Genomic DNA, 23,558 nt, shown 5'->3' with positions numbered 1-23,558 from the left:
GCGGGTTCAGGCGGACGCCGTCCAGCCCGTCCAGCGGTCGATCGTGACGGCGATGACGGGGCCCTCGGGGACGCGGTCGCGGTACTGCGGGTAGCGGGCGCGCAGCAGCCGGACCGGCTCCGCCATCCCGGCCGCGTCCTCGATCAGGCGCGCGCTGCCGTCCACGCGGACCCACCAGAGCCGGTCCCAGTCGTCCTCGTAGTGGTCGGCGAGCAGGCTCACGTGGGGGTTGGCGCGGACGTTGGCGAGCCGCCGCAGGTCGCGGGTGCTCTTCGGCTTGTGGTCCACGGCCGTGTAGACGCTGCCCCGGTGGACGGTGAACGTGACGGGCACCAGGTGCGGGCGCCCGTGCTCGTCGGCGGTCGCGAGCCGTACGACCGGGACCGTCATGAGCCGCCGCCGCGCGTCGTCCGGGGAGAGCCTGGGCACGGCCGCAGCCTGCCACGGCCCGCCGCCCGCGCCACCACCCCCGGCGCGGGACGGCCGCACGGCGGCGCGGCGGCGCACCGGCGCGGCGCGCTCAGTCGCCGAAGACCGGGGGCGGTTCTGCTTGCGGGCCTCGATGGCCTCCTCGAAGTTGCGGGTGGTGAGGCGGACGTAGAGCTGCCCCAGCCCCTCGTGGTCCATGTGGGCCGCGAGGCTGCCCGCGTCCAGGCCGGACCAGAGCATCCGCTTGGTCAGCTCGACGCCGGGGCGGCTGAACCCGGCGATGCGCTCGGCCAGGTCGCAGCACTCGTCCAGGAGCTTGCCGCCCGGGACGGCGCGCGACACCAGCCCGATCCGCTCGGCCTCGGCGGCGTCCACGTCGCGGCCGGACAGCATGATCTCGAACGCGCGCGAGGAGCCGATCGCCCGCGGCAGCAGGTAGCTGAGGCCGAGCTCGCTCGCGGTGAGGCCGTTGTTGATGCCCGCCGCGCGGAAGTACGCGCCCTCGGCGGCGAGGCGGATGTCGGCGGCGAGGCTGAGGCACAGCCCGCCGCCGATCGCGGGGCCGTTGACGGCGGCGATGACCGGCTGGTGGAGGCGGCGCATCGCCGTGATGACGTCGTCCAGCAGCTCCATGGAGCGCAGCGCGATCGTGGAGACGGTGAGGCCCTCGATGCCGGGGATGCGGCCCGGCGACTCCAGGTCGGCGCCCGAGCAGAAGCCGCGGCCCGCGCCGGTGACGACGACGACGCGGGTGTCGTTGTCGCGGCCGACCTCCTCCAGCGCCTCGCGGAACGGCACCATGACGTCGAAGGCCATCGCGTTCATCCGCTCGGGGCGGTTGAGCGTGATCTGCGTGACGTGCGGCCGTGGCCTGCCGATCAGGACGAAGGACATGCGGGCACCCTCTCGTTCGACCTAACAAGCGCTAGGTTACACGGGCGGCCACTCGGGCGGGGTGAGGCCGCGCTCGATCACCTGGGCGAGCTGCTCCGGGGTGAGCACCGCCGGCTCGCCGATCATCCGGGCGCGGACGTAGACGCCGCAGAGCCATTCGAGGAGGCGGGCGTTCTCGTACGCCTCGTCGAGGTCGCCGCCGAGCGCGACGCCGCCGTGGTTGGCCATCAGCGCGGCGCGCCGGCCGCCCGCGAGCGCCGCGCGCACGTTGGCGGCGAGCTCCTCGGTGCCGTACGTGGCGTACTCCGCGACCTTCACCGACCCGCCGAGCAGCAGGATGTTGTAGTGGATCGGCGGCAGCTCGGCCATGGTGCTCGCGACGACCGTCCCGTAGGTGGAGTGGGTGTGCACGATCGCCGCCGCGTCGCCCGCCCCGTAGACGGCGAGGTGCATCGGGGTCTCGGACGACGGCGCGCGCCCGCCGTCGGCGAGCCGGCCGTCCATGGTGACGACCGGGCAGTCGGCCGGGGACATCCGGTCGAGCATGACGCCGCCCGGCGTGACGGCCACCAGCTCGCCCGAGCGGACGCTGATGTTGCCGGACGCGCCCGTCACCAGGCCGTTCTCCACCAGTTTGCGGCCGGTCCCGCAGAGCGCGGCGCGCTCGTTCTCCAGGAGCATGCGAATACCTCTCACGTTCAACGGGCCTCAGGGCGTACGCTACGGCCCTGCCGATCAAGAGGGGGTACGGCCATGGCCGTGGTCGCGCTCGGAGCCCACATCCTCGACGTGCTCGCCCGCCCCGTCGAGGCGATCCCGGCCGGCCAGGACACCGTCGTCGTCGACCGGATCCGCGTGACGGCGGCCGGCGCGGCGGCGGGCACGGCGGTCGCGCTCGCCCGGCTCGGCAACGAGGTCGTCTCGGTCGGCGCGATCGGCGACGACGACCTCGGCGACCTGCTGGTGGCGATCCTGACGCGCAACGGCGTGGACGCCACCGGGCTCGTCCGCCGCACCGGCGACCAGACCAGCGCGTCGATCCTGCCGATCCGCCCGGACGGCGGCCGGCCCTCCTTCCACGTGCCGGGCGCCAACCTCACGCTCACGCCGGCCGCGGTGGACCCGGGCCTGCTCGCGGCGGCGGACGTCGTGCACCTCGGCGGCCCGGACGTCACGTTCGGGCTGAACGACCCGGCGTTCTTCGAGGCGCTCGCGGCGGCGCGGGCGGGCGGCACCGCGGTCACCATGGACCTGCTGTCCAACCTGCCCGACCTGGTCGCGGCGGCGGGCGCGTTCCTGCCCTACGTCGACCACGTCCTGCCGAACGAGGAGCAGGCCGCGATCATGACCGGCGAGGACGACCCGGAGAAGGCCGCCCTCGCCCTCCTGGAGCGCGGCCCCCGGACCGCGGTCGTCACGGTCGGCGCGGCGGGGTCGGTGATGGCGACGGACGGCGCGGTGCGGCGGATCCCTGCGATCGACGTGAACGTGGTCGACACGACCGGCTGCGGCGACGCGTACTGCGCGGGCTTCATCACCGGCCTCGTGCGCGGCGAGGACGTCCACGAGAGCGCCCGCTGGGGCACGGCCGCCGCCGCGACGGTCGCCCAGGGCCTCGGCTCGGACGCCGGCCTCACCGACCTCCCCGCGATCCTCGCTCTCCTGGACTGACCGGGCCCGCCGGGGGCGGGCCCGGCGTCAGATGCGCTGGGCCCGGTCCTGCCAGTACGGGTCCTTCAGCAGGCGCTTGTAGAGCTTGCCGGTGGGGGTGCGGGGCATCTCGGCGACGAAGTCGATCGAGCGCGGGGCCTTGTAGCCCGCGAGGGACGACCGGACGTGCGCGATCAGCTCGTCCGCCAGCTCCGGCGCCGGCCGCACGCCCTCGGCCGGTTCGACGGCGGCCTTGACCTGCTCGCCGAACTCCTCGTCCGGGACGCCGAAGACGGCCACGTCGCGGACCGCCGGATGGGTGATCAGGACGCCCTCGATCTCGGCCGGGTAGATGTTCACCCCGCCGCTGATGATCATGTCGATGGCGCGGTCGGCGAGGAACAGGTAGCCGTCCTCGTCGAAGTAGCCGATGTCGCCGGTCGTGAACAGCCCGTCCGCGCGGTGCACCGACGCGGTCTTCTCCTCGTCGCCCCAGTACTCCACGTCGTCGCCGCTGGTGTAGCGGAACCAGATCTGCCCGCGCTCGCCCGGCGCGGCGGGCCCGCCGTCCTCGCGCAGGATCCGCACCTCGGTGGTCGGCAGCGGGCGGCCGACGCTGCCCGGCCGCTCCAGCCACTCCGCCGCGGTGATCACGCTGTTGACGGACGCCTCGGTGGAGCCGTAGTACTCGTGCACGACCGGGCCCAGCCAGTCGATCATCCGCCGCTTGATCTCCGGCGAGCACGGCGCGGCGCCGTGCCACACCGCCCGCAGGCTCGACCCGTCGAACGCGGCGCGCGCCGCCTCGTCCAGGCGCAGCAGCCGGACGAACTGGGTGGGGACGAGGTGCACGTTGGTGATGCCGTGCTCGTCGATGAGGCGGAGCGTCTCGGCCGGGTCGAAGCCGCGGCGCATGACGACCGGACGGCCGCCCAGCAGGAAGACGTACGACCACAGCCACTGCGCGGAGTGGTAGACGGGCCCGACCAGCAGTGTCCGGCCGCCCTCGGGGATCAGCAGGATCTCCGCGAAGACGTCGCCGACCAGCTTGGCGGTCTCGATCGGCGCGCCCGCGGCGACGAGCTTGCGGTTGACGCCCTTCGGCCGCCCCGTCGTGCCCGAGGTGTAGAACATCGGGAAGCCCATGACCTGGCCGTCCGGCTCCCCCTCGGGCCCCGACGCGAGGAACTCCTCGTACGGCGCGAAGCCCTCGACGCCGTCGCCGAGCGCGACCCGCGCGCGCAGGTCCAGCCCCTCGGACGCCTCGCGGGCCACGTCGCCGAACGCGTCCTCGGAGAACAGCGCCTTCGCGCCCGCGTCCTCCAGGACGTACCGCAGCTCCTGGGCCGTCCAGTGCCAGTTGACCAGCACGTAGCGCAGGCCGATGTGCCCGGCCGCGCACATCAGCTCGAAGTGCTCGCGGCGGTTGCCGGAGTGGATCGCGATCGCGTCGCCGGTGCCGAGGCCGAGCCCGCGCAGCGCGCCCGCGAGCCGGTCGGTCCTGCCGTTCAGCTCCCGCCAGGAGGTGGCGCCCCGCTCGTCGGTGATCGCGGGCTCGTCGGGCTGGGCGGCGGCGTACGGGCGGAGCAGTTCGGCCATGGACGACCTCCAGGAACCGGCACGGATCTAGAACGCGACTCTAGGACCCGCCGGGCCGGAAGGCCAGGGCCGTCAACCCGTGCGGGCCGCGGAACCCTCCGCCGCGCACGCCGCCGCGCGCACGCCCAGCACCGCCTCGGCCGCGCCGACGAGCTGCGCGAGCCGTTCGACCTCGGTGCGGTGGAACGGCGGCGCGCCGGTCCGGGCCGCCACGAGCACGAGCCCGCGCCCGTCGCCGCCCTCCATCGGGCAGATGGCGTACTGGGTGCCGTCCGGAGCGGTGAACGAGCGGGGGCGCAGCGGCGCGAGCTCGGGCAGCCGCACGCCCGCCAGGCCGTGCACGCTGGCGTGGACGAGTCCGGGGCCGTCCCCGCCCCCGGTCTCGGCGAGCCCGGCCCAGTCGCCGCTGAGCAGGGCGGGCACCGCGTCGGCGAGGATCATCGGGCCGCGCGCCGGGGACGCGGCGACCTGGCCGATCACCGCGGCGTCGGGGAACGCGCCCTGCGGCTCGGCGGTCGGCCAGACGCCGACGATGTCGACGCCCGGCACCGAGGCGAGCCCCTCGCAGAGCCGGTCGATCCCGGCCCCGGCCGGCCAGGCGACGGTGAAGTCGTCGAGCGCCCGCCCGCCGTCGCGTTCCAGCACCGCCATCTGGACGACGTCGGCGCCCGCGGCCCCCAGCGTCCGCGCCACCCGGCCCAGCGATCCGGGACGGTCCGGCAGGCGCACTCGGATCCTCAGCAACATCGCCACCTCCCTCATCCGATCGAGCTCTGACCGATCGGTACCCACAACCGTGCTGGAGGCTCGTTTCCAACGTGTAACCCGAGCGTGTCTTCAGAGAGAAGTCGGGCGAGGACCGTACGTGAGCGGGTCGGGGAAAAGTCTCCCGAACGTCAAGGGCGGCCCTACCTTCGCAAGGTCAGGGCCATTAGGGTTACTGCACGTGTCGAGCGACCGGGAACGCCAAGTCAACGACGGCTTCGCGGCGGAGCCGGAGCGCGAGCCTGCCCGCACGGCCCTGGAGAACGGCGCGGCGGCGCGCACGGAGGGCGACCGCGCACCGGGGAACGGCACCGAGACACCCACCGATCCCGGCGCCGCGAACGGCGCGTCCGGGCTCACCGTCCCCGTCCAGGCGGCGAAGCCCAGCGAGCCCGCACCTGCGCCCGCCCCCGCACCCGTCCCTGCCCCCGTCCCCGCGCCCGGCCCCGAAGCCGCCGATGACGGCGAGGAGGCCGGGGCGCCCCGAGAGTCCGAGGTGTCCGCGCTGCGGGACGACGTGCGGGAGGCGATCGCGGGGCTGGCCGCCAGGCTCGACCGCGAGCACGACCGCGCCGCGCACCGCGAGGCGATCATCGACCGGTTGCACGAGGAGAACCAGCGGCTGCGGCGCGGCGAGTTGCAGGCCCTGCTGGAGCCCGTCCGGACCGCCCTCTACCGCCTGCACGACCAGACCCGCCGCGAGTCCGGCCGGTGGGCCGAGCCCGATCCCCCGAGCCCGCGCACGCGGCGAGCCTGCTGGCCGCCGTCGCCGACGACGTGGCCGACGTGCTGTCCAGGATCGGCGTGGAGCGCTTCACCGCCGAGCCCGGCGAGCCGTACGACGCGGCCCGGCACCGGCCGGTCGCGGTCGCGCCCGTCACCGAGCCCGGCCGCGCCGGCACCGTGGTCTCCGTCCAGGCCGACGGCTTCGAGCAGGGCGGGAGGGTCCTGCGCAAGGCCGAGGTCTGCGTCGGAAAACTCCCGCCGGACGCGGAGCCGCCGGGCGAACCGGACACCCCGGCTCCGTCAAGTCGCCTGCGCGACACGGTGCGGAGCGAGACGATGAACACCGGACCATGAACGCCGGAGCGCGGCTCCCGAACCGGGCGCCGCGCCCTGACCCGGTACCGATAGGTGTGAGAGGGACATGGCTGTCTACGGGATCGACCTGGGAACCACCTACTCCTGCATTGCCTCGATCGACGATGTGGGGCGTCCGGCGGTCCTGCGCAACCTGGAGGGCACCGACACCACGCCGTCGGTCGTCTACTTCGAGAGCGGCGACAACGTCATCGTCGGCGCCACCGCCAAGGACACCGCGGTGCTGGAGCCCGACCACGTCGTCAGCCTCGTCAAGCGCGACATGGGCCGCGACGTCGCCCGCCCGATCCACGGGATCGACTTCACCCCCGAGGAGCTGTCGGCGTTCATCCTGCTGAAGCTCGCGACGGACGCGCGGACCACCACGGGCGAGGAGACCCGCGACGTGGTGATCACCGTCCCGGCGTACTTCGGCGCGGCCGAGCGCGACGCGACCCGCAAGGCGGGCCGGATCGCCGGGCTGAACGTCATCGACATCGTGTCCGAGCCGATCGCCGCCGCGATCACCTACGGCGTGCTCAACCCGGAGGTCGACCGGACGATCCTGGTGTACGACCTCGGCGGCGGCACGTTCGACACCACGGTGATCGCGCTGCGGTCCGGGCACATCGAGGTGGTGTGCACCGACGGCGACCACGAGCTCGGCGGCGCCGACTGGGACGCGCGGCTGGTGGAGTACCTGGCCGAGCGGTTCCGCGCCGAGCACCCCGACGCGGGCGACCCGCTCGACGACAAGCAGACCGAGCAGCAGCTCCGCCGCGACGCCGAGGACGCGAAGAAGGCGCTGACGACCCGTACGGCCCACACGGTGCGGGTGATGCACGGCGGGCGCGTCGCGGCGGTCGAGGTGACGCGCGAGAAGCTGGAGGAGCTGACCAAGGACCTCCTGGACCGGACCGTGGAGATCACCGGCCGGACGCTGTCGACCGCCGCCGAGAAGGGCGTGCACGACTACGACGACCTGGTGCTCGTCGGCGGGTCCACCAAGATGCCGGTCGTCGCGGCGCGGCTGGAGACCGAGCTCGGCCTGCGGCCCCGCGTGCAGGACCCCGACCTCGCGGTCGCGAAGGGCGCGGCGCTGTACGCGTTCGAGGAGACCTACCGGCGGCTCGTGCGGGAGGGCGCCGAGGACCGCGCCGAGGAGATGGCGCTGCGCGCGGGCCTGTCGGCCGACCAGCAGAAGCAGATCGCGGGACGGCAGATCAAGACGGTCGCCTCGCACGCGTTCGGGATCGTGGTGGTGGACCGGGAGACCGGCGCCGAGCACGTCGCGCACCTCGTGCACGCCAACGACGAGCTGCCCGCCGCCAAGACCGAGGACTTCTTCACCGTCTACGACGACCAGACGTCCGCCGACGTGCGGGTGATGGAGCAGGCGGGCAGCGTGGAGTCCGGCGAGCTGATCGACAACTCCGAGATCGCGACCGGGGAGATCCGCATCCCGCGCGGCAAGAAGGCGGGCTGGCCGGTCGAGGTGACGTTCGCGCTCGACGCGTCCGGGCTGCTGAACGTGACGGCGGTGGAGAAGGAGACCGGCGAGCGGCTGGAGCTGAAGGTGGACGTCGGCGGGATGTCCGAGGAGGAGGTCGAGCGTTCCCGCAAGGCCCTGTCCCGCGTCCAGGTGAGCTGACGCCGGGACGGGCGGGGGCGGCCGCGTGGGGTTCGACGAGGAGTACCACCGGGAGGTGCTGGAGCCGGCGCGGGCGGCGGGCGACCAGCCGCCCGAGGACCTGCGCGTCCGCTACGCGCTCCCCGACCCGCCGTCGGCCGCGGCGGTCGCGGCGCGCGTCAAGCAGGTGCGGCAGTGCTGGCGGCGGGCCCGCGGGCAGCTCAAGTACCGCAAGCTGATCGACCGGCTGGAGGCCGAGCACCGCGAGCTCGCCGCGGTGTTCGCGGCGGCCGAGCGCGGCGACCTCGGCCCGCTGGACGAGCGGCTGCGCGGCGGGCGGGAGGCGACCCGCAGGCGGCTGGCCGAGGCGCGGGCGCGGCTCGCCGACGCGGCGGGCACGCTGCGGACGGTCACGCCCGCCGAGGTCGAGGGCATCGCGCGGACGGCCGGGGTCGCCCGCGCCGAGCTGGAGGGCCTGGCGTCCGCCGACCGGATCGAGGTGCGCGAGCCCGACCCGCTGCCGTCCGGGTCGCCGTACCCGGCGTACCGGAAGGTCCGCGAGTCGCTGGACGTGCTCGGCAAGCGGCACCTCGCCGACTTCCTGTTCGGCGACCGGCTGCGGGGGCCGATGCGCGTGATCGGCGGGTTCCGGGCGGGCGGCGGGCCCGCCGGTCCCGGCGGCGCGGGCGCGCTGCGTCCCGGCCCGGAGGCGGTCGCGGAGGCCGGAGCGCAGTGGGCGCGGCGCAGCCGCGACACGAGCACCACGCACGCCGACACGGTGCTGGCGGCGCTGCGTTCGGGCGCCGACCTCGACGAGCTGCTCCTGTACGACGTCGTCGACCGGCTCCGCGAGCGGCTGAGGCAGCGCGCGTCCGAGCGGGCGCTGCAACGCCACGCGATGGAGGACCTCGGCGTCGAGCCGTCCGACGCGCGGCGGCTGGTGTTCGCCGTGCTGCGCGAGACGGGGCCGGGCGGCGGGCTCGCGGGGCGGCTGCGCGCGCTGCTCGACGCGGGCGAGGTGCAGGCCGCCGCCGAGCTGGCCGACGCGTCCGGCGTCCCGGCCGGGCCCGGCGCGCCGCCGTCCGGCGCGGGCGGGGACGGCGAGCGGCCCGAGGAGGAGGTGCTCGCGGCGGAGGCGCGGCACCGGCTCGACACGGCGCTGCGGCTGCGCGAGTCCGCCGTCGCCGAGGACGACCCCGACCGCGCGTGGCGGCTGCTCGCCGACGCGCTCCGCCTCGTCCGCGACCTGCCCGGCGCGGCCGAGCACCAGCGCCGCCTGCCGCCGTACCCGGTGCCCGCGCTGCGCGCCGACGTGGACGGGCCCGCGGACGGGGCGCGGGGGCCGTCGGTGCGGCTGGCGTGGGACGCCTCGCCGTCCACGGCCGGCGAGGTGGTCTACCACGTGGTGCGGCGGCGCGGCCGTCCGCCGCGCGACGCGGCCGACGGGGAGCCGCTGCCCGGCGCGCGCGACGACCGGCCGCCGGTGAACGTGCCGCTGTACTACGGCGTGGTCGCGGTACGGGGCGAGGCCGCCGCCGCGCCCGCCGTCGCCGGGCCCGTGACCGTACGGCCGGAGCCGGGCGAGGTGACGCTGACGCCGGGCGACGGGGTGGTGACCGGGCGGTGGCGGTGCCCCCCGGAGGCGGCGCGGGTGCACGTGGTCCGCGCGGGGCGTCCCGTCCCGGCGGGGCGCGAGGGGTTCCGGGAGCGCGTCCCGAACGGCACGACGCACCACTACCGGATCAGCGCCGTCTACCTGGACACCGAGGGCCGCGAGGTCGCGACGCCGGGCGTGCGGGAGTCGGTGACGCCGTGCGCGCCGCCGGTCCCGGTGTACGAGCTGGCCGCCGAGCCCGACCCGTCCGACCCGGGGCTGCTGCGGGTCAGGTTCGATCCGCCGCCGAACGGCACGGTCGAACTGGTCCTGACCGACGGCCCGCCGCCGTGGCCGCGCAGCGCGGTCGTCCCGGTCGAGGAGGTGCGGCGGGCGAGCCGGAGGCTGGCCGCCGCGCCGTCCGGGGGCGGCCTGGAGGTGCGGCCCGGCGCGGGCGGCTGGCTGCTCGCGGTGACCGTCGCCGAGGGGACGGCCGCGATCGGCGCGTACCACCGGCACGTCAACCTGCCGCCGCCCCGGCGGCTCGTCGCCGAGCGGCGCGGGGCGTACGTGCACGTCGGGTTCGACTGGCCGCCGGACGTCGCGGAGGCCGAGCTGACCTGGCGGGTCGGCGCCGACCGGATCGCGACCGGGCGGATCGAGGCGGGGCTGGTCGAGGCCGGGCGGATCGAGCCGGGACGGCTCGGGTCCGGCGCGCCGCGCCGCGAGATCGTCACCCGCGCCGCGTACGACACGCAGGGCGGCGTCCGCCTGCCGGTGCCCGAGGACGAGCCGGTCGAGGTCGCGGTCGCCTCGTCCGGGACGGTCGGCGGCGCCCGCGTCACCGGCCCGGCGGTCGCGGCGGAGGTGCCCGCGCCGACCGTCGTGCACTACGACCTGGTGCGGAGCGGCCCGCCGTGGCGGCGCACGCTGACGGTCCGGCTGTCGTCGGCGCGGCCGCTGCGGGTCGCGCGGCTGACGCTCGTGCTGCGGGCCGGGCGGGTGATGCCGCACCGCGCGGCCGACGGCGAGACGCTCGGCACGTGGGAGCAGGTGCCGGTCCCCGGCGAGGTGTCGCTCCCGCCTCCGGGCGTTTCCGGCCCATACTGGCTACGTTGTTTCGCGGACGACGACGTCGTCGAGCTGAGCGACCCCCCGGTCCGCAGCCTCCAGGTCCAGCGATGAGGAACCCGTGTCACTAGCCTCCCGGGTGGGCCTGCCGGGTGTCCCCTCCCGGCAGGCCGTCACCTGCCCCTACTGCTTCGAGGCCGTCGCGCCGCAGCGGATCCTGTTCCGCTGCCGGGGCCGGGCGGGCCGCACCCGCGGCTGCGAGCCCGTCCTCGACGAGGAGCTCGCCGCCTACACGGGCTCGACGGCGGGCGCGTCGCTGCCGCCGGTGTTCGCGGCGGCCGGGCGCGGGGGGCGGGCGTCCTGCCCCGCCTGCGGGCAGCCGACCGGCAACCGGGCGTGCCCCGAGTGCCACAACCCGCTCCCGTCGGCGTACTGCGACTCCCCCGGGCGGATCGTCGCGCTCGTCGGCGCGAAGAACGCCGGGAAGAGCACCTACATCGCGGTGCTGCTGCACGAGCTGATGAACCGGGTCGGCACCGAGCTCGACGCGTCGCTCGTCGCGTGCGACGACCGCACGATCGAGCGCTACAAGCGCGACTTCGCCCGGCCGCTGCTGGAGGAGCGGCGGCTGCTGCCGACGACCGCGAGCGCCGCGACCGGTCCGCGCGAGCCGCTGGTCTACCTGCTGACCCGTACCCGCCGCACCCGGTTCGCCCGGCCGCGCAACGACTCGCTCGCGCTGGTGCTGTTCGACACCGCGGGCGAGGACCTGCGCAGCCGCGAGGTGCGCGACCTGCACCTGCGCTACCTGGAGGCGGCCGACGCGATCATCTTCCTGGTGGACCCGCTGGAGCTGCCCGGCGCCCGCGCGGGGCTGCTCGACGCCGTTCCCGGCGCGCCGGCCGTCCCCGGGGACGATCCGGACAGCGAGCCGATCAACGTCATCGCGCGGGTCACCGAGGCGCTGCGGCAGCGGCACGGCGCGGCGGGGCGGACGGGTCCGGGCGACCGGCTGCGGGTACCGGTCGCGGTCGCGCTCACCAAGATCGACGTGCTGCGCCCGGCGCTGCTGCGGCAGTCGGCGCTGCACCGGTCGCGGTCCGGTGCCGGCGTGCTGGACCTGGACGACAGGGAGGCGGTGGACGCGCAGGTCCGCGCGCTGCTGCACGACTGGCAGGCCGGGCAGCTCGACACCTACCTGTCGCAGCAGTACGCCGAGCACGCGCTGTTCGGGCTGTCGGCGCTCGGCGGGCTCCCCGAGGAGGACCGGGTCGGCGCGGGCGGGGTGCGCCCGTACCGGGCCGAGGACCCGCTGCTGTGGCTGCTGTACCGCTTCGGGATGCTCGACGGCGTCCGCACCGGAAGGTCGTGAGCCCGTGGCCTGGCAGCTGCACTACACCTCCGCGCGGAACGGGCCGACGGGCCGGGCCGGGTTCCAGTTCGTCGCGGAGACGCCCGGCCTGCCGGACGGGGTGCGGGCGGGCGTGACGCCGCACCTGTCGTACCGGCCGCCGCCCGGCGCGCCGCTGTCGCCGGACGGCGGCGAGCTGGACCTGTTCCCCGTCGCGCTGCTGTACGACCGGGTCGGCGGGCGCCCGCTGCTGCTGCGCTGCCGCTACCTCGGGCGCGACTACTCGGGCCGGTACGGCAACTTCTTCGGGCACGCGGTGGTCGCCGACCCGGGCGAGCTGGAGGGCGTGCGGCCCGCCGAGCTGTGGCACTCCCCGGTGTGGGCCGACGCGCCCGCCGAGGGCGGCGACCTGCCCGAGGTGGACGAGCTGGCGCCCGGCGAGGCGTTCGCCCCCGAGGCGCTCGCGGAGTGGCTCGCCGACACGGCGTCGTTCGGGACGGACGGGACGGGCGGGGCGGAGGGGGCGGACGGGCCGGGCGGGGCGGGCTCGCAGGCGGGCGGCGCGTACGGGATGCTCGCGCGGCTCGTCGACGCGGTCGCGGGGGTCCTCGCCCGGGGCCACGGGCGGGTGGTGCTCGTCGGGCCGGACGACGAGCTGATCGCCCGGTGGATCGCCGTCGTGTCGTACTCCCTGCCGGTCGCCGCCGCCGCGCGGCTGTCGTTCGTCACCTACAGCGCCGACCCGGGCGGCGCGGCGCAGCGGCTCGTCGGGACGACACCGGACGTGTGGGCGTCGGCCGGGCAGCACGCCGCGTCCGACGCGTTCTTCACCGACTCGTGGACGAGCACCCGCGAGGCCCCGCCCGGACGGTTCGCGCGGACGGTCGCCGCGTGCTGGCGCGACCTCGACTTCGCCGGGCTCGACGCGCTCGGCGAGCTGGCGATGCTGGACGCGCGGGCGGGCGCGGGAACGGGCGGCGGCGCGGAGGCGGGCCCGGGACGGGACGCGGGGCTGGACGGCGCGGCGGCGCTGCTCGCGCTGTGCCGGGACGGCGCGTCCGTCGCCGGGGCCGAGGAGGACGCGGCGGCCGGGCTGCTGACCAGGCACGGAACGGCGATCCCCGAGTGGGTGTGGCGCGACCTCGCGCCGGGCGTTCCGTCGATGGGCTTCGACCTCGCCGTCGCGGTGCGCGACCGGGCGCGGGCCGCGGGCGCGGCGGACGTCGCCGGGGTGTGCGCGCTGCGCGCGACCGCCCTCGCGCTGACCGACCAGAGCGCGCGCGAACGCCTGGAGCGCGCCGGGCCGTGGTCCGTCCCGCCGGGCGAGCTGGCGCCGGAGACCTCGGCGGCGCTCGCGGCGGCGCCCGACCTGGCGGAGGTCGCGGCGATCGCGGCCGTCGCCGAACGGGCCGGGGCCCCGGCCTCTCCGGCCGATGTGACGGCCGCCGCGGCGGACTGCGCGCGGCGCGGCGCGGCCGACGTGCCCGCGGCGTTCCGCGCCTGCCCCGAGGGCGCGCGGGACGCGCTGCTCGACGGGGTCCTGGACGGGCTCGCGCGGGCGGCGGGCGAGGACCGTTCCGCCGCGCTGACCGCCGCGGCGTGCGAGGTGCTGTACGAGCACGCGGCGCGGCTGCGCGAGGCGCCCGCCGTCGCGCTGGAGGTGCTCGCCGCCGTCGGGCGCCGCCGCCGGGACCGCCGCGTCGCGGTCACCGGGGAGCTGCTGGCGCTGGACGCGACGCCCTCCGAGCTGGACCCGGCGTTCGGCCGCGTGTGGGAGGACCCGCCGACGGCCGCGGAGTGCCTGGACCTCCTCGACGCGCACGCCGCGTCCCTGGCCGGGCATCCGGCGCTCGCCGCCCTGCCGTCCCGGACGTTCACCCGGCTCGCGGCGCGGATCGCGCCGCCCGAGGAGACCTCCGGCGGCGACGCGCTGTCGGAGGCCGCGACGCTGCGGCTGGCGGCGCGGGTCGGCGCGGTGCTGCCCGGCGGGCGCGCAGGACGCGACGCGACGGCCGTGCGGGCGTACACCGACGCGATCACGGCCGAACGGCCCGAGGGCGCGGCGCGGGCCCTCGGCACGCTGATCGGTACCGCGGGCACCAGCCCCCGGCTCGTGGACGCGGCGTTCACCGCCGCCGCGCGCCGGCTGTGCCGCCGCCCGCCGCGCTTCCGCGCCGACCTGCTCGGCGCCGCGACCCCGACCGTCCGCACCCGGCTCGGCGCCCGCTGGACGGGCGAGCTGCCCGGACGCGCCCGCGCGGGGCGCTCTCCATTGCGCGGCGCCGAGATCGAGCAGCGCAACGACCTGGTCGAGGTGGTGCTGCGGCTGCGCGCGCGGGGCGTCACCGAGCCCGCGCTCGCGGCGTGGGCGCGGTCGGCCGTCACCCGCTGGCTGTCGGCGCGGCAGCTCGACGCCCACTTCTCCGGCGACCCCGACCTGCGCGCCGCGCTGAAGGACCTCCTCGCCGAGACGCGCGGGGGAGGTGAGCCGTGCACCCGCTCGTGCTGCTCGTGCTGTTCGCCGTGTGGATCGGCGCGATGTGGCTCGGCTTCATGATCGTGTTCCCCGTGCTGTTCCCGGCGGCGCTGGTCGCCGCCGGGCTCGGCGCGCTCGGGCTGTACTACGTGCACGCGTGCCGCACCCTCGCGCCGTCCACCCTTGAGGGGCCCTCGCCCGTCGCCGCGCCGGCCGTCGCGTACCGGCACTACCTGCTCGGGCAGGTGTGGCGCGACTGGTGGACGATCACACGCACGGTGGTGCCCGAGGTCTGGGCCACCGCGTACGGCATCGGGCGCGGCCTCACCCGCACGCTGCTCGGCGGGCTGTGGGGGTTCTTCGCGTTCCCGGTGTGGCTCGCGCTCGTGGCGGGCATCGCCGCCGCCGCGGTCCCGGCCGCCGTGCTCGGGCTCGCGCTGACCGTCCTGTACGGGCTGGTCGCGGCGGTCGGGCTCGCGGGCTGGCTCGGGTGCGCGCTGGTGCTCGCGGCCGTCGAGCGGGTGTTCATGACGTACGGCCGGATCCTCCAGACCTGCCCGCACCCGTTCTGCTACGAGCGGATCGGGCTGCCCGAGTACGAGTGCCCCGGCTGCGGGGCCCGGCACGCGCGCCTGTCGCCGGGCCCGGCGGGCGCGTTCCGGCACGTGTGCCGGTGCGGGGCGCGGCTCCCGACGACCGTGCCGCTCGGCCGGTTCCGGCTCGCCGCGTACTGCCCGCACTGCGGCGGGCGGCTGCCGGAGCGGATCGGGCGGGTCCGGGTGGAGCCGCTGCCGTTCGTGGGCGGCCCGGCGGCGGGGAAGACGACGTTCATGGTGCTCGGCATCCGCGCGCTGCACGCCCGCGCACGCGCGGTGTCGGGGCGGCTGACGTTCGTGGAGCAGCGGCACGCGCAGGCGTACGCGGGCGCGATCCGCGAGTTCCAGCGCGGCGGCCGTCCCGCCAAGACCGGTCCCGAGCTGCCGCTCGCGACGATGGTGGACGTCGAGCTGCCCGGCCGGACGCGCCGGATCCTGTACCTGTTCGACCCGGCGGGCGAGCACTACACGGGCGCGACCGAGGTCGAGTCGCTGCGCTACCTCGACCACGGCGAGGCGCTGCTGTTCGTCGTCGACCCGTTCGCGCTGCCGGGGGTGCGCCGCGCCCTGACGGCGGGCGAGCGGGAGCGGATCGACCGGGCGGCGTTCTCGTCGGAGGAGGACCCCGCCGACACGTTGCAGCGCGTCCTCAACGAGCTCCGGTCGCGGCCCGACCGGGGGCGGCAGAAGCGCGTCGCGGTCGTCGTCACCAAGACCGACCTGCTGGCCGGGACGGAGGTCGGCCGGGGCCTCGCGGAGGACGGCGACCTGCGCCGCTGGCTCGGCGGCGTCGGGCTCGGCAACACCGTGCGGACCCTCGACCAGGTCGCGGGCCAGGTCCGCTACTTCGGGTCGGGCCTCGCGACCGAGCCCGCCGACGTCGCCGAACTGCTCGGGTGGGTGTCGGGCCTGTCGGCGGCGGGCCGGGCCAGTCCGCCAACGGCGACCGCCCGGCGACCGCCGAGGACGCGGCGCAGGAGGTCCCGGGGACCGCGCCGCTGCGCGCGCCGTGGCCGGTGCGGGGCCGCGACGCGTCCCGCGTGCCCGTCGGCTACCAGGTCGGCCGGTGGGCGGTGCTCGCCGGGCTGTCGGTCGTGACGGTCGCGACGCTGACCGGCGCGATCGTCGCCGCCGCGCAGCGCCTCCCGTACTGACCGCGCGCCGTCCCGCCGGACGCTGCCGGTCACGCGGCGCGCCCACCGATGCTGGGACGTTCCGGACACGAACTCGCTCATGGAACGGCGCGTCCCATCGCACAGGCGGGGGACGGATCCCCGCAGGACGTTGGGGGCGCGGATGCCCGGACACGACCCGTACCGCCAGGACGCCGCCGGCGCCGGAGCCCGCCCGGAGCCGCCGGAGATGTCGGGCCGCGCGATGCTCCTGCTCGGCGGCGGGACGAGCCTCGGCGTCGTCGCCGTCCTCGGCCTCACGCTGCTGGTCGGCGGCGCGGGCGGTGCGGGCGGCGCGCGCGAGGACGCCGCCGCCTCGCCGGTGTCGCGGAGCCGGGCGGAGCCGCCGCCGAACGCCGCCCCCGCCGCGCGGGTCGTGGTGCCGCAGGTCGCGGGACTGCCCTCGATGACCGCCGTGAGCCGCCTGACCGAACGGCGCGTGCCGCTCGGATCGGTGATCCGGGTGCCGTCGTCCCGTCCGGCCGGGCTCGTGCTGCGCAGCTACCCCGAGGCGGGCGCGGCGCTCGGCGCGGGCGGCCAGGTCAGCCTGTACGTCTCGGCGGGGCTCGGCGGGACGGTGACCGGCGGCCGCGTCGTCGTGCCGTACTTCATCGGCCTGACCGTTCCGCAGGCGCGCGGCGCGGCGGCCGGGCTCGGGCTGCGGGTCGCGGTGCTCTCCGGCACGGCCACCGTCGCCGCGCAGGACCCCGCGCCCGGTACGGTGGCGCGGCGCGGCGCCACGGTCACGGTCCGCCTGCGCTGACGGCCGGCCCGCGCGGCCTCCTGACCTGTGACGCATCCCACTTCCTGACGTGGCAGATAACTCTTCGTCATCTGGTTAGAACTCCGAGGGGGCGCCCGCCCCGCCGGCCGAGGAAAGGTGACGAGATGACGACGACCGCGCCCGAGAGCGTGCTGGCGCTGGACCCCGCCACGCAGGACCTGCTGTTCCGCGAGGCGCGCACGGCCAACGCCTTCACCGGCGAGCCGGTCACCGACGACCAGGTCCGCGCGATCTACGACCTGGTCAAGTGGGGGCCGACCGCGATGAACACCCAGCCGCTGCGGCTGGTCGCGGTGCGCACGCCGCAGGCCCGCGAACGCCTCGTCGCCCACATGGCCGAGGGCAACAAGGCCAAGACGGGCTCCGCGCCGCTCGCCCTGATCGTCGCCGCCGACGCCGACTTCCACGAGCACCTGCCGGTCACGTTCCCGCACAAGCCGGGCGCGCGGGAGAGCATGGCCGACAACCCGGGGCGCCCGGGCATCGCGCACTTCAACGCGACCATCCAGCTCGGCTACCTGATCGTCGGCATCCGCGCGGCCGGGCTCGCCGCGGGGCCGATGGTCGGGTTCGACGCCGAGGGGCTGCGGCGGGAGTTCCTGAGCGGGACGAACCAGCAGCCCATCGCGGTGGTCAACGTCGGCAGGCCCGGCCCGGACGCCTGGTTCGAGCGCAACCCTCGCCTGTCCTTCGAGCAGGTCGTCACCACCGTCTGATTCGCTGTCAGCGCTCCGGTCCGCTCCCCGCAGTCGGGATTCCCACGATCGGCGCACCGCCGCGACGTCCCCCGCGCGCGGCGGTGCGCTCCGCCACAGACGGAGATTCCATGCCCCAGGCCGCCCCGCCGCCCGGTCCCGCGTCACCCGACCCCGCCGAGCCCCGAGGCGCCGAGCACGCAGGCCCGCGCCCCGGGCCGGCCGGCCCCGGAACCGGCCGCCGCGCCGTCCGGCTCCGCGACGCGGCGGGACCGCCGGCTCGCGCTGATCGTCATCCTCGGCGCGCTGACGGCGGTCGCGCCGCTGTCGATCGACATGTACCTCCCGGCGCTGCCGTCCCTGGCGTCCGACCTGTCGACCGGCGCCGTGCGGACCCAGCTCACGCTGACCGCGTGCGTCGCGGGCCTCGCCATCGGGCAGGCCGTCGCGGGGCCGCTGAGCGACGCGTTCGGGCGGCGCCGCCCGCTGCTGGTCGGGCTCGCGGCGTACGCGGTCGCGTCGCTGCTGTGCGTGTTCGCGCCCACCGTCGAGACGCTGATCGGGCTGCGGTTCGTCCAGGGCGCCGCCGGGGCGGCCGGGATCGTCATCGCCCGCGCCGTCGTCCGCGACCTGCACGACGGGGTCGCGGCGGCGAAGTTCTTCTCCATGCTGATGCTGGTCAACGGGCTGGCGCCGATCCTCGCGCCCGTGATCGGCGGCCAGCTGCTGCGGCTGATGCCGTGGCCCGGCGTGTTCGCGGTGCTGGCCGGGACGGGCGTCGCGCTGCTGCTCGGCTCGCTGGCCGGGCTGAAGGAGACCCTCCCGCCCGAACGGCGCGAGACCGGCGGCGCCCGCGCGACCCTCGCGACGTTCCGGGCGCTGCTGGCCGACCGGAGCTTCGTCGGGTACGGGCTCGCGGTGGCGCTGGCGTTCGCGGCGATGTTCACCTACATCTCCGGGAGCCCGTTCGTCCTCCAGGACATCCACCACATGTCGCCGCAGGCGTTCAGCCTCGTGTTCGGGGTCAACTCGCTCGGGATCGTCCTCGCGGGCCAGATCAGCGGACGGCTCGCGGGCCGGGTCGCGCTGCGGCGGCTGCTCGGCGCGGGCCTCGCCGTCGTCGCCGCCGGGGGCGTGCTGCTGCTGGCCGCCGTCCTCGCCGGCGCGGGGCTGTGGGGCATCCTGCCCGCGCTGTTCCTCGTGGTGTCCGGGCAGGGGCTGATCCTGCCGAACGCGACGGCGCTCGCCCTGTCGGGACGTCCCCCGAACGTGGCGGGCAGCGCGTCCGCCCTGCTCGGCCTCGGCCAGTTCGCGCTCGGCGGCGCGGCGGCCCCGCTCGCCGGGATCGGCGGCAGCCGCACCGCCCTGCCGATGGCGCTCGCCATCGCGGTCCTCGCGGTGCTGGCCGCCGCCATCACCGCCGTCGCCACCCGCCCCGCCGAGGGCCGCCCGGAGAGGGTTGCGTGACGGAACTCCGCCGCCGTACGGTCGAAGGATGATCGTCAGAATCGGCCTCGCCCCCGCCGCCTCCGCGCCCGACCCCGACGCCCTGGGCGCGCTGGCGGCGGGGCTGGAGCGCGAGGGGTTCGACTCGCTGTGGGTCTCCGAGCGCGCCACCGGGCGTTCCGGCGACCCCGTCTCCACCCTGGCGTACGCCGCCGCGCTCACCTCCAGGATCAAGCTCGGCACGGCCGTGATGACGCTGCCGGGCCGCTCCCCCGCGCTGGTGGCCAAGGAGATGGCCTCGCTCGACCTGCTCTCGCGCGGCAGGCTGCTGCCCGCGTTCGGCCTCGGCGTCCGCGACCCGGGCGAGCAGCAGGCGTTCGGCGTCCGCCGCGAGGACCGCGCCGCGATCTTCGAGGAGGCCATGCCGCTGCTGCGCCGCTTCTGGGCCGAGGACTCGGTCACCCACCGCGGCCCCCGCTTCGACTACACCGACGTGCGGGTGCTGCCGAAGCCGGCGAAGGGCGGCTTCGACGTGTGGATGGGCGGCGCGTCGGATGCCGAGCTGCGCCGCACCGGCCGCCTCTCGGACGGCTGGCTCGCCGCGTTCACCACGCCCGCCGAGGCCGAACGGGGCCGCGGGCTCGTCCAGCGGGCGGCGGCGGAGGCCGGGCGCGAGATCGAGGAGGAGCACTTCGGCGCGGTCGTCCCGTACCGGCGGGGCCCGCTCTCCCCCGAGGCGGAGGAGCGCTTCGCCCGCGCCCGCCGGGTCCGCGGGCAGGCCGCGCCCGGCGAGGTCGTGCCGGCGCTGGAGGACGCCGAGGCCCATCTCAAGCGGCTGATCGGGGCGGGCCTGTCCAAGTTCGTCCTCGCGCCGGTCGTCCCGCCGGACGACTGGGACGCCGAGCTGGCCGACGTCCGCGACGCCGTGCTCGCCCTCCAGACGCGCCGCTGACGCCGCCCTCCCGGCGGCCCCGCCCGTTGACTCCCGGCCGCCCCGCCCGTTGACTCCCGGCCGCCCCGGACCTAGCTTGCCAAGAACCGACCGACCGGTATGCGCCGAGGAGCACCCCATGCCCGCAGTCGAGACCGCCCGCGGCCCGGTGGACGTCGCCGCCCTCGGCCGCACGTACATGCACGAGCACGTCTTCGTGCTGTCCCCCGAGCACGTCCAGAACTACGGGGAGGGGCGTGGTGGGACGAGGAGGAGCGGGTCGCCGACGCGGTCGCCAAGCTCGGCCGCCTCGCCGAGCACGGCGTCACCACGATCGCCGACCCGACCGTGTGGGGGCTCGGGCGCTACATCCCGCGGATCGAGCGGATCGCCGCCGAGGTCCCCGGCCTCAACATCATCGTCGCGACCGGGATCTACACCTACAACGACCTGCCGTTCCCCTACCACCACCGCGGGCCCGGCACGCTGCTCGGCGGCCCCGACCCGATGGTCGCCGACTTCGTCCGCGACCTGACCGAGGGCATCGCGGGAACGGGCGTGAAGGCCGCGTTCCTCAAGTGCGCCGTGGACGCGCCGGGCCTCACCCCGGGCGTCGAGCGGATCCTGCGCGGCGTCGCCGCCGCCCACCGCGAGACCGGCGCGCCGATCACCGTGCACACCGAGAGCTCGGTGCACGCGGGCCGCGCGGTGGTGGACGTCCTCCGCGCGGAGGGCGCCGACCTCGCCAAGGTGGTGATCGGGCACGCCGGCGACAGCAACGACCTGGACTACCTGATGGAGCTGGCCGACACGGGGGCGATCCTCGGCATGGACCGGTTCGGGCTCGACGTGCTCAACCCCACGGCCGACCGCGTCCGCACGATCGCCGCCCTCTGCGAGCGCGGCTACGCCGACCGGATGGTGCTGAGCCACGACGCGAGCTGCTACATCGACTGGTTCGGGCCCGATCCCGAGCTGCTGCGCGCGATGGCGCCCAACTGGAACTACCGGCACATCGGCGACGACGTCCTGCCCGCCCTGCGCGCCCTCGGCGTGACGGACGCGCAGGTCGGGCAGATGCTCGTGGACAATCCGAGGCGCTACTTCACCCGTTCCGTCTGAGACTCGTCCCGCGGCGCGGAGGCCGGGCCGCCGCGCCCCGGCAGGAGCAGCACCGGGACGGCGGCGAGCACGGTGATGGCGAACGCCCACCAGAACGTCGCGCCGTACGCCGAGGCGATCCCGGCCGGGTCGAGCTGCCCGTGCGCCTCGCGGGCCCGGTCGGCGAGCTGCCGCTGGATGACGATGAGCAGCACGGCCCCGCCGAACGACGCCCCGATCTGCTGGAAGATCCGCACCGCGACGCTCGCCCGCGGGATCTCGCGGTGCCCGAGGCCGCGCATCGAGGCGGTCATCACGGGGACGAGCACGGCCCCGACGCCGAGGCCGCTGCAGAACTGGGCGGCGCCGAGCAGCGTGTACGAGGTGGAGGCGCCGACGCCCACGTACACCAAGTCGCCCGCCGCCGCGAGGGCGAGCCCGGCGAGGGCGGGCCAGCGCGGCGGCAGGCGGTCGGAGAGCCGGCCCGCGACGCCCAGCGCCACCGCCATCCCGACGCCGAACGGGATCATCAGCAGCCCGGTGTGGAGCGCGTCCTCGCCGCGCGCCTGCTGGTAGTACAGCGGCAGCGCGCCCATCGCGCCGAACATCACGCCCGACGCCAGGAACAGCGCCGCCGCCGACGCCGCGAACTCGCGCCGCCGGAACAGCCGCAGGTCGATCAGCGCCGCGTCCGGCGCGCGCAGCCCGTGCGCCGCGAAGCCCGCGACGAGCGCGGCGCCCGCGAGCAGCGGGACGAGGACGCCCGTGCCGGTGAACCCGCCGCTGCGGCCCGCCTCCGCGAGCCCGTACACCAGCGCCACGCACGCGCCCGACAGCAGCGCGAGGCCGGGCAGGTCCAGCCGCGCCTGCGCGCCGCCGGCGGCCCGGTCGTCCGGCATGACGCGGGCGAAGGCCAGGGCGACCGCGCAGACCGGCACGTTCACCAGGAAGATCCACCGCCAGTCCAGGTCCTCGACGATCAGGCCGCCGAGCACGGGGCCGAGGACGGGACCGAGCAGGGACGGGACGCCGATCAGCGCCATCACCCGGCCGAGCCGCTCGGGGCCGGCGGCCCGCGCCATCACGGCCTGCGCCAGCGGCATGATCAGCCCGCCGCCGAGTCCCTGGACCACGCGGAACGCGATGAGGCTGCCCGCCGACCAGGCGAACGCGCACAGCAGCGAGCCGACGAGGAACGCCGCGATGGAGGCCGTCCAGACCGCGCGGGCGCCGAAGCGCTCCAGCGCCCACCCGGCCATCGGGATCACGACGGCCATCGCCAGCAGGTAGCCGGTGCCGACCCACTGCACGGTCGACAGCGGCGCGTCGAACTCGTCCAGGAGCGTGTTGGTGGCGATGTTGGTCATCGTCATGTCGAGCTGCATCATCAGCGCGCCGAGCATGATCACTCCGGCGAGCCTGAGCAGCGCCGGGGGCAGCGCCGCGGACCTGGTCATCGGTTCCTCCATCGGTGTGCAGTAAATATTTACTGCGGAAGGGACGGTAAGGCTCCCCCGCCCGCGGGGACGGGGCGGGGGACGGGGGGAAGCGGGATCAGCGCGGGCCGGTCATGCCGTCCAGGAGCTGCCCGATCACCTGGTCGCGCAGCAGCTCCCGGTCGTCGGCGAGGCCGCCCATGCTCCGGGCGAACCTCGGCGCGAAGATCGTCAGGGACACCAGCGCGCCGATGACCGTGCCGTAGGCCACCTCGAACGGGACGTCCCGCGCGAACACCCCGTCCTCGCGCCCCGCCTCGTACAGCTCCCGCAGCGGCAGGGGCAGCTCGGCGGGGTCGGGCAGGGACGAGGTCTCGTCCCCACTCAGCCACTCGTGCATGAGCAGCGACACCAGCCTCGGCCGGTCGCGCAGCGCGTCGAACAGCCCGCCGAGCGCCGTGCGCATGCCGTCGTACGGCTCCATCCGCATGGCCCGCTCCAGCGCGGGGATCCAGGACTCCCCGATCCCGAGCCGCAGCGCGTCCACGACGGCCTTGTAGAGGCCCTCCTTGCTGCCGAAGTGGTGGTAGATCATGCGCTCGTTCACCCCGGCGCGCTTGACGATCGCCTGCACCCGGGTGCCCTTCAGCCCGTTGCGGGCGAACTCCTCGGAGGCGGCTTCCAGGAGCAGCGCCCTGCTGTCGCTCATGAAGTAAATGTTTACTGCACAACGGGCCCCGCGCAACCTCGCGGTGCTCACGCGGATCATATGGCGCGGGGCGGATCGTTCATGGTGTAGTACGTCGCATTCCGGGCACCCGCCCAGTAGGGCGGCGGAGGAGGGACGACGACCGTGAA

Annotated in this window: 19 protein-coding genes; 12 read left to right on the top strand and 7 right to left on the bottom strand. The window is 76.2% G+C overall.

All coding sequences use genetic code 11. The features are described from left to right. Window positions 1-6 precede the first annotated feature (6 nt). Window positions 7-1,323, bottom strand: a complete 1,317-nt coding sequence (locus GEV43_RS55415; protein ID WP_309240083.1) for an enoyl-CoA hydratase — start codon at window positions 1,321-1,323, stop codon at window positions 7-9. Between the two features lie 36 nt (window positions 1,324-1,359). Further along, entirely contained in the window at window positions 1,360-2,004 is a 645-nt protein-coding gene (locus GEV43_RS34465) for a class II aldolase/adducin family protein (RefSeq protein WP_160825000.1), read from the bottom strand. 72 nt (window positions 2,005-2,076) lie between these two features. Here GEV43_RS34465 and GEV43_RS34460 point away from each other — a divergent pair, with 72 nt between their 5' ends. After that, window positions 2,077-2,994, top strand: a complete 918-nt coding sequence (locus GEV43_RS34460) for a carbohydrate kinase family protein (protein ID WP_160824999.1) — start codon at window positions 2,077-2,079, stop codon at window positions 2,992-2,994. 27 nt (window positions 2,995-3,021) lie between these two features. Here the strand turns inward: GEV43_RS34460 and GEV43_RS34455 are convergent, their stop codons facing one another. Both GEV43_RS34455 and GEV43_RS34450 read right to left on the bottom strand, forming a co-directional pair. Then, window positions 3,022-4,572 (bottom strand): AMP-binding protein, encoded by a 1,551-nt coding sequence (locus GEV43_RS34455; protein ID WP_160824998.1) that lies wholly within the window; start codon window positions 4,570-4,572, stop codon window positions 3,022-3,024. 72 nt (window positions 4,573-4,644) lie between these two features. Beyond that, window positions 4,645-5,319 (bottom strand): ACT domain-containing protein, encoded by a 675-nt coding sequence (locus tag GEV43_RS34450; protein ID WP_160824997.1) that lies wholly within the window; start codon window positions 5,317-5,319, stop codon window positions 4,645-4,647. 729 nt (window positions 5,320-6,048) lie between these two features. Between GEV43_RS34450 and GEV43_RS51845 the strand changes: the two genes are divergently transcribed. The 8 genes from GEV43_RS51845 to GEV43_RS34410 all read left to right on the top strand — a co-directional run bounded on the left by GEV43_RS51845 (window position 6,049) and on the right by GEV43_RS34410 (window position 17,807). Then, window positions 6,049-6,417, top strand: a complete 369-nt coding sequence (locus tag GEV43_RS51845) for a nucleotide exchange factor GrpE (protein WP_309240082.1) — start codon at window positions 6,049-6,051, stop codon at window positions 6,415-6,417. 67 nt (window positions 6,418-6,484) lie between these two features. Continuing rightward, window positions 6,485-8,068 carry an Hsp70 family protein gene (locus GEV43_RS34440; RefSeq protein WP_160824996.1) on the top strand — a complete coding sequence of 528 codons (1,584 nt, stop codon included), beginning with the start codon at window positions 6,485-6,487 and terminating at the stop codon, window positions 8,066-8,068. A gap of 25 nt (window positions 8,069-8,093) precedes the next feature. After that, a complete protein-coding gene (locus GEV43_RS34435; protein WP_160824995.1) occupies window positions 8,094-10,826 on the top strand; it encodes a hypothetical protein in 2,733 nt (910 codons plus the stop codon). A gap of 7 nt (window positions 10,827-10,833) precedes the next feature. After that, window positions 10,834-12,084 carry a GTPase gene (locus GEV43_RS34430; RefSeq protein WP_160824994.1) on the top strand — a complete coding sequence of 417 codons (1,251 nt, stop codon included), beginning with the start codon at window positions 10,834-10,836 and terminating at the stop codon, window positions 12,082-12,084. A gap of 4 nt (window positions 12,085-12,088) precedes the next feature. Further along, a complete protein-coding gene (locus tag GEV43_RS34425) occupies window positions 12,089-14,620 on the top strand; it encodes a hypothetical protein (RefSeq protein ID WP_175250967.1) in 2,532 nt (843 codons plus the stop codon). Next, window positions 14,554-16,233, top strand: coding sequence for a hypothetical protein (locus GEV43_RS55410; protein ID WP_309240081.1), 1,680 nt, complete (start codon window positions 14,554-14,556; stop codon window positions 16,231-16,233). The genes GEV43_RS34425 and GEV43_RS55410 overlap by 67 nt, the downstream gene beginning before the upstream one ends. 198 nt (window positions 16,234-16,431) lie before the next feature. Further along, window positions 16,432-17,070 (top strand): PASTA domain-containing protein, encoded by a 639-nt coding sequence (locus GEV43_RS34415; RefSeq protein WP_160824993.1) that lies wholly within the window; start codon window positions 16,432-16,434, stop codon window positions 17,068-17,070. 125 nt (window positions 17,071-17,195) lie between these two features. Continuing rightward, the gene (locus tag GEV43_RS34410; RefSeq protein WP_160824992.1) at window positions 17,196-17,807 is read left to right on the top strand and encodes a malonic semialdehyde reductase; all 612 of its coding nucleotides are present in this window, start codon (window positions 17,196-17,198) and stop codon (window positions 17,805-17,807) included. Between the two features lie 143 nt (window positions 17,808-17,950). On the opposite strand, the gene GEV43_RS34405 is transcribed toward GEV43_RS34410, so the two are convergent. Beyond that, the gene (locus GEV43_RS34405; protein WP_160824991.1) at window positions 17,951-18,124 is read right to left on the bottom strand and encodes a hypothetical protein; all 174 of its coding nucleotides are present in this window, start codon (window positions 18,122-18,124) and stop codon (window positions 17,951-17,953) included. Here GEV43_RS34405 and GEV43_RS34400 point away from each other — a divergent pair. The 3 genes from GEV43_RS34400 (at window position 18,123) to GEV43_RS34390 (ending at window position 21,285) form a co-directional block, all read left to right on the top strand. Then, a complete protein-coding gene (locus GEV43_RS34400; protein WP_241684135.1) occupies window positions 18,123-19,253 on the top strand; it encodes a multidrug effflux MFS transporter in 1,131 nt (376 codons plus the stop codon). The genes GEV43_RS34405 and GEV43_RS34400 overlap by 2 nt on opposite strands. A 28-nt stretch (window positions 19,254-19,281) precedes the next feature. Further along, window positions 19,282-20,184 carry an LLM class flavin-dependent oxidoreductase gene (locus GEV43_RS34395; protein WP_160824990.1) on the top strand — a complete coding sequence of 301 codons (903 nt, stop codon included), beginning with the start codon at window positions 19,282-19,284 and terminating at the stop codon, window positions 20,182-20,184. A gap of 99 nt (window positions 20,185-20,283) precedes the next feature. Beyond that, window positions 20,284-21,285, top strand: a complete 1,002-nt coding sequence (locus GEV43_RS34390; protein ID WP_309240080.1) for a phosphotriesterase-related protein — start codon at window positions 20,284-20,286, stop codon at window positions 21,283-21,285. Here the strand turns inward: GEV43_RS34390 and GEV43_RS34385 are convergent. Both GEV43_RS34385 and GEV43_RS34380 read right to left on the bottom strand, forming a co-directional pair. Continuing rightward, window positions 21,264-22,721, bottom strand: a complete 1,458-nt coding sequence (locus tag GEV43_RS34385; protein ID WP_160824989.1) for an MDR family MFS transporter — start codon at window positions 22,719-22,721, stop codon at window positions 21,264-21,266. The two genes, GEV43_RS34390 and GEV43_RS34385, sit on opposite strands and share 22 nt — an antisense overlap. Window positions 22,722-22,818: 97 nt before the next feature. Then, window positions 22,819-23,409 carry a TetR/AcrR family transcriptional regulator gene (locus tag GEV43_RS34380; RefSeq protein WP_160824988.1) on the bottom strand — a complete coding sequence of 197 codons (591 nt, stop codon included), beginning with the start codon at window positions 23,407-23,409 and terminating at the stop codon, window positions 22,819-22,821. Between the last annotated feature and the right edge of the window lie 149 nt (window positions 23,410-23,558).

It is taken from the genome of Actinomadura sp. J1-007 (assembly GCF_009793335.1).
GTDB lineage: Bacteria > Actinomycetota > Actinomycetes > Streptosporangiales > Streptosporangiaceae > Spirillospora > Spirillospora yumaensis.
This window is presented reverse-complemented; position numbering and strand designations above follow the sequence as displayed.

Excerpts from the sequence above, each read along its gene's own strand:
- GEV43_RS55415 (WP_309240083.1), bottom strand. The coding sequence starts at position 1,323 with ATGTCCTTCGTCCTGATCGGCAGGCCACGGCCGCACGTCACGCAGATC.
- GEV43_RS34465 (WP_160825000.1), bottom strand. The coding sequence starts at position 2,004 with ATGCTCCTGGAGAACGAGCGCGCCGCGCTCTGCGGGACCGGCCGCAAA.
- GEV43_RS34460 (WP_160824999.1), top strand. The coding sequence starts at position 2,077 with ATGGCCGTGGTCGCGCTCGGAGCCCACATCCTCGACGTGCTCGCCCGC.
- GEV43_RS34455 (WP_160824998.1), bottom strand. The coding sequence starts at position 4,572 with ATGGCCGAACTGCTCCGCCCGTACGCCGCCGCCCAGCCCGACGAGCCC.
- GEV43_RS34450 (WP_160824997.1), bottom strand. The coding sequence starts at position 5,319 with ATGTTGCTGAGGATCCGAGTGCGCCTGCCGGACCGTCCCGGATCGCTG.
- GEV43_RS34440 (WP_160824996.1), top strand. The coding sequence starts at position 6,485 with ATGGCTGTCTACGGGATCGACCTGGGAACCACCTACTCCTGCATTGCC.
- GEV43_RS34415 (WP_160824993.1), top strand. The coding sequence starts at position 16,432 with ATGCCCGGACACGACCCGTACCGCCAGGACGCCGCCGGCGCCGGAGCC.
- GEV43_RS34410 (WP_160824992.1), top strand. The coding sequence starts at position 17,196 with ATGACGACGACCGCGCCCGAGAGCGTGCTGGCGCTGGACCCCGCCACG.
- GEV43_RS34400 (WP_241684135.1), top strand. The coding sequence starts at position 18,123 with ATGTACCTCCCGGCGCTGCCGTCCCTGGCGTCCGACCTGTCGACCGGC.
- GEV43_RS34405 (WP_160824991.1), bottom strand. The coding sequence starts at position 18,124 with ATGTCGATCGACAGCGGCGCGACCGCCGTCAGCGCGCCGAGGATGACG.
- GEV43_RS34395 (WP_160824990.1), top strand. The coding sequence starts at position 19,282 with ATGATCGTCAGAATCGGCCTCGCCCCCGCCGCCTCCGCGCCCGACCCC.
- GEV43_RS34390 (WP_309240080.1), top strand. The coding sequence starts at position 20,284 with ATGCGCCGAGGAGCACCCCATGCCCGCAGTCGAGACCGCCCGCGGCCC.
- GEV43_RS34385 (WP_160824989.1), bottom strand. The coding sequence starts at position 22,721 with ATGACCAGGTCCGCGGCGCTGCCCCCGGCGCTGCTCAGGCTCGCCGGA.
- GEV43_RS34380 (WP_160824988.1), bottom strand. The coding sequence starts at position 23,409 with ATGAGCGACAGCAGGGCGCTGCTCCTGGAAGCCGCCTCCGAGGAGTTC.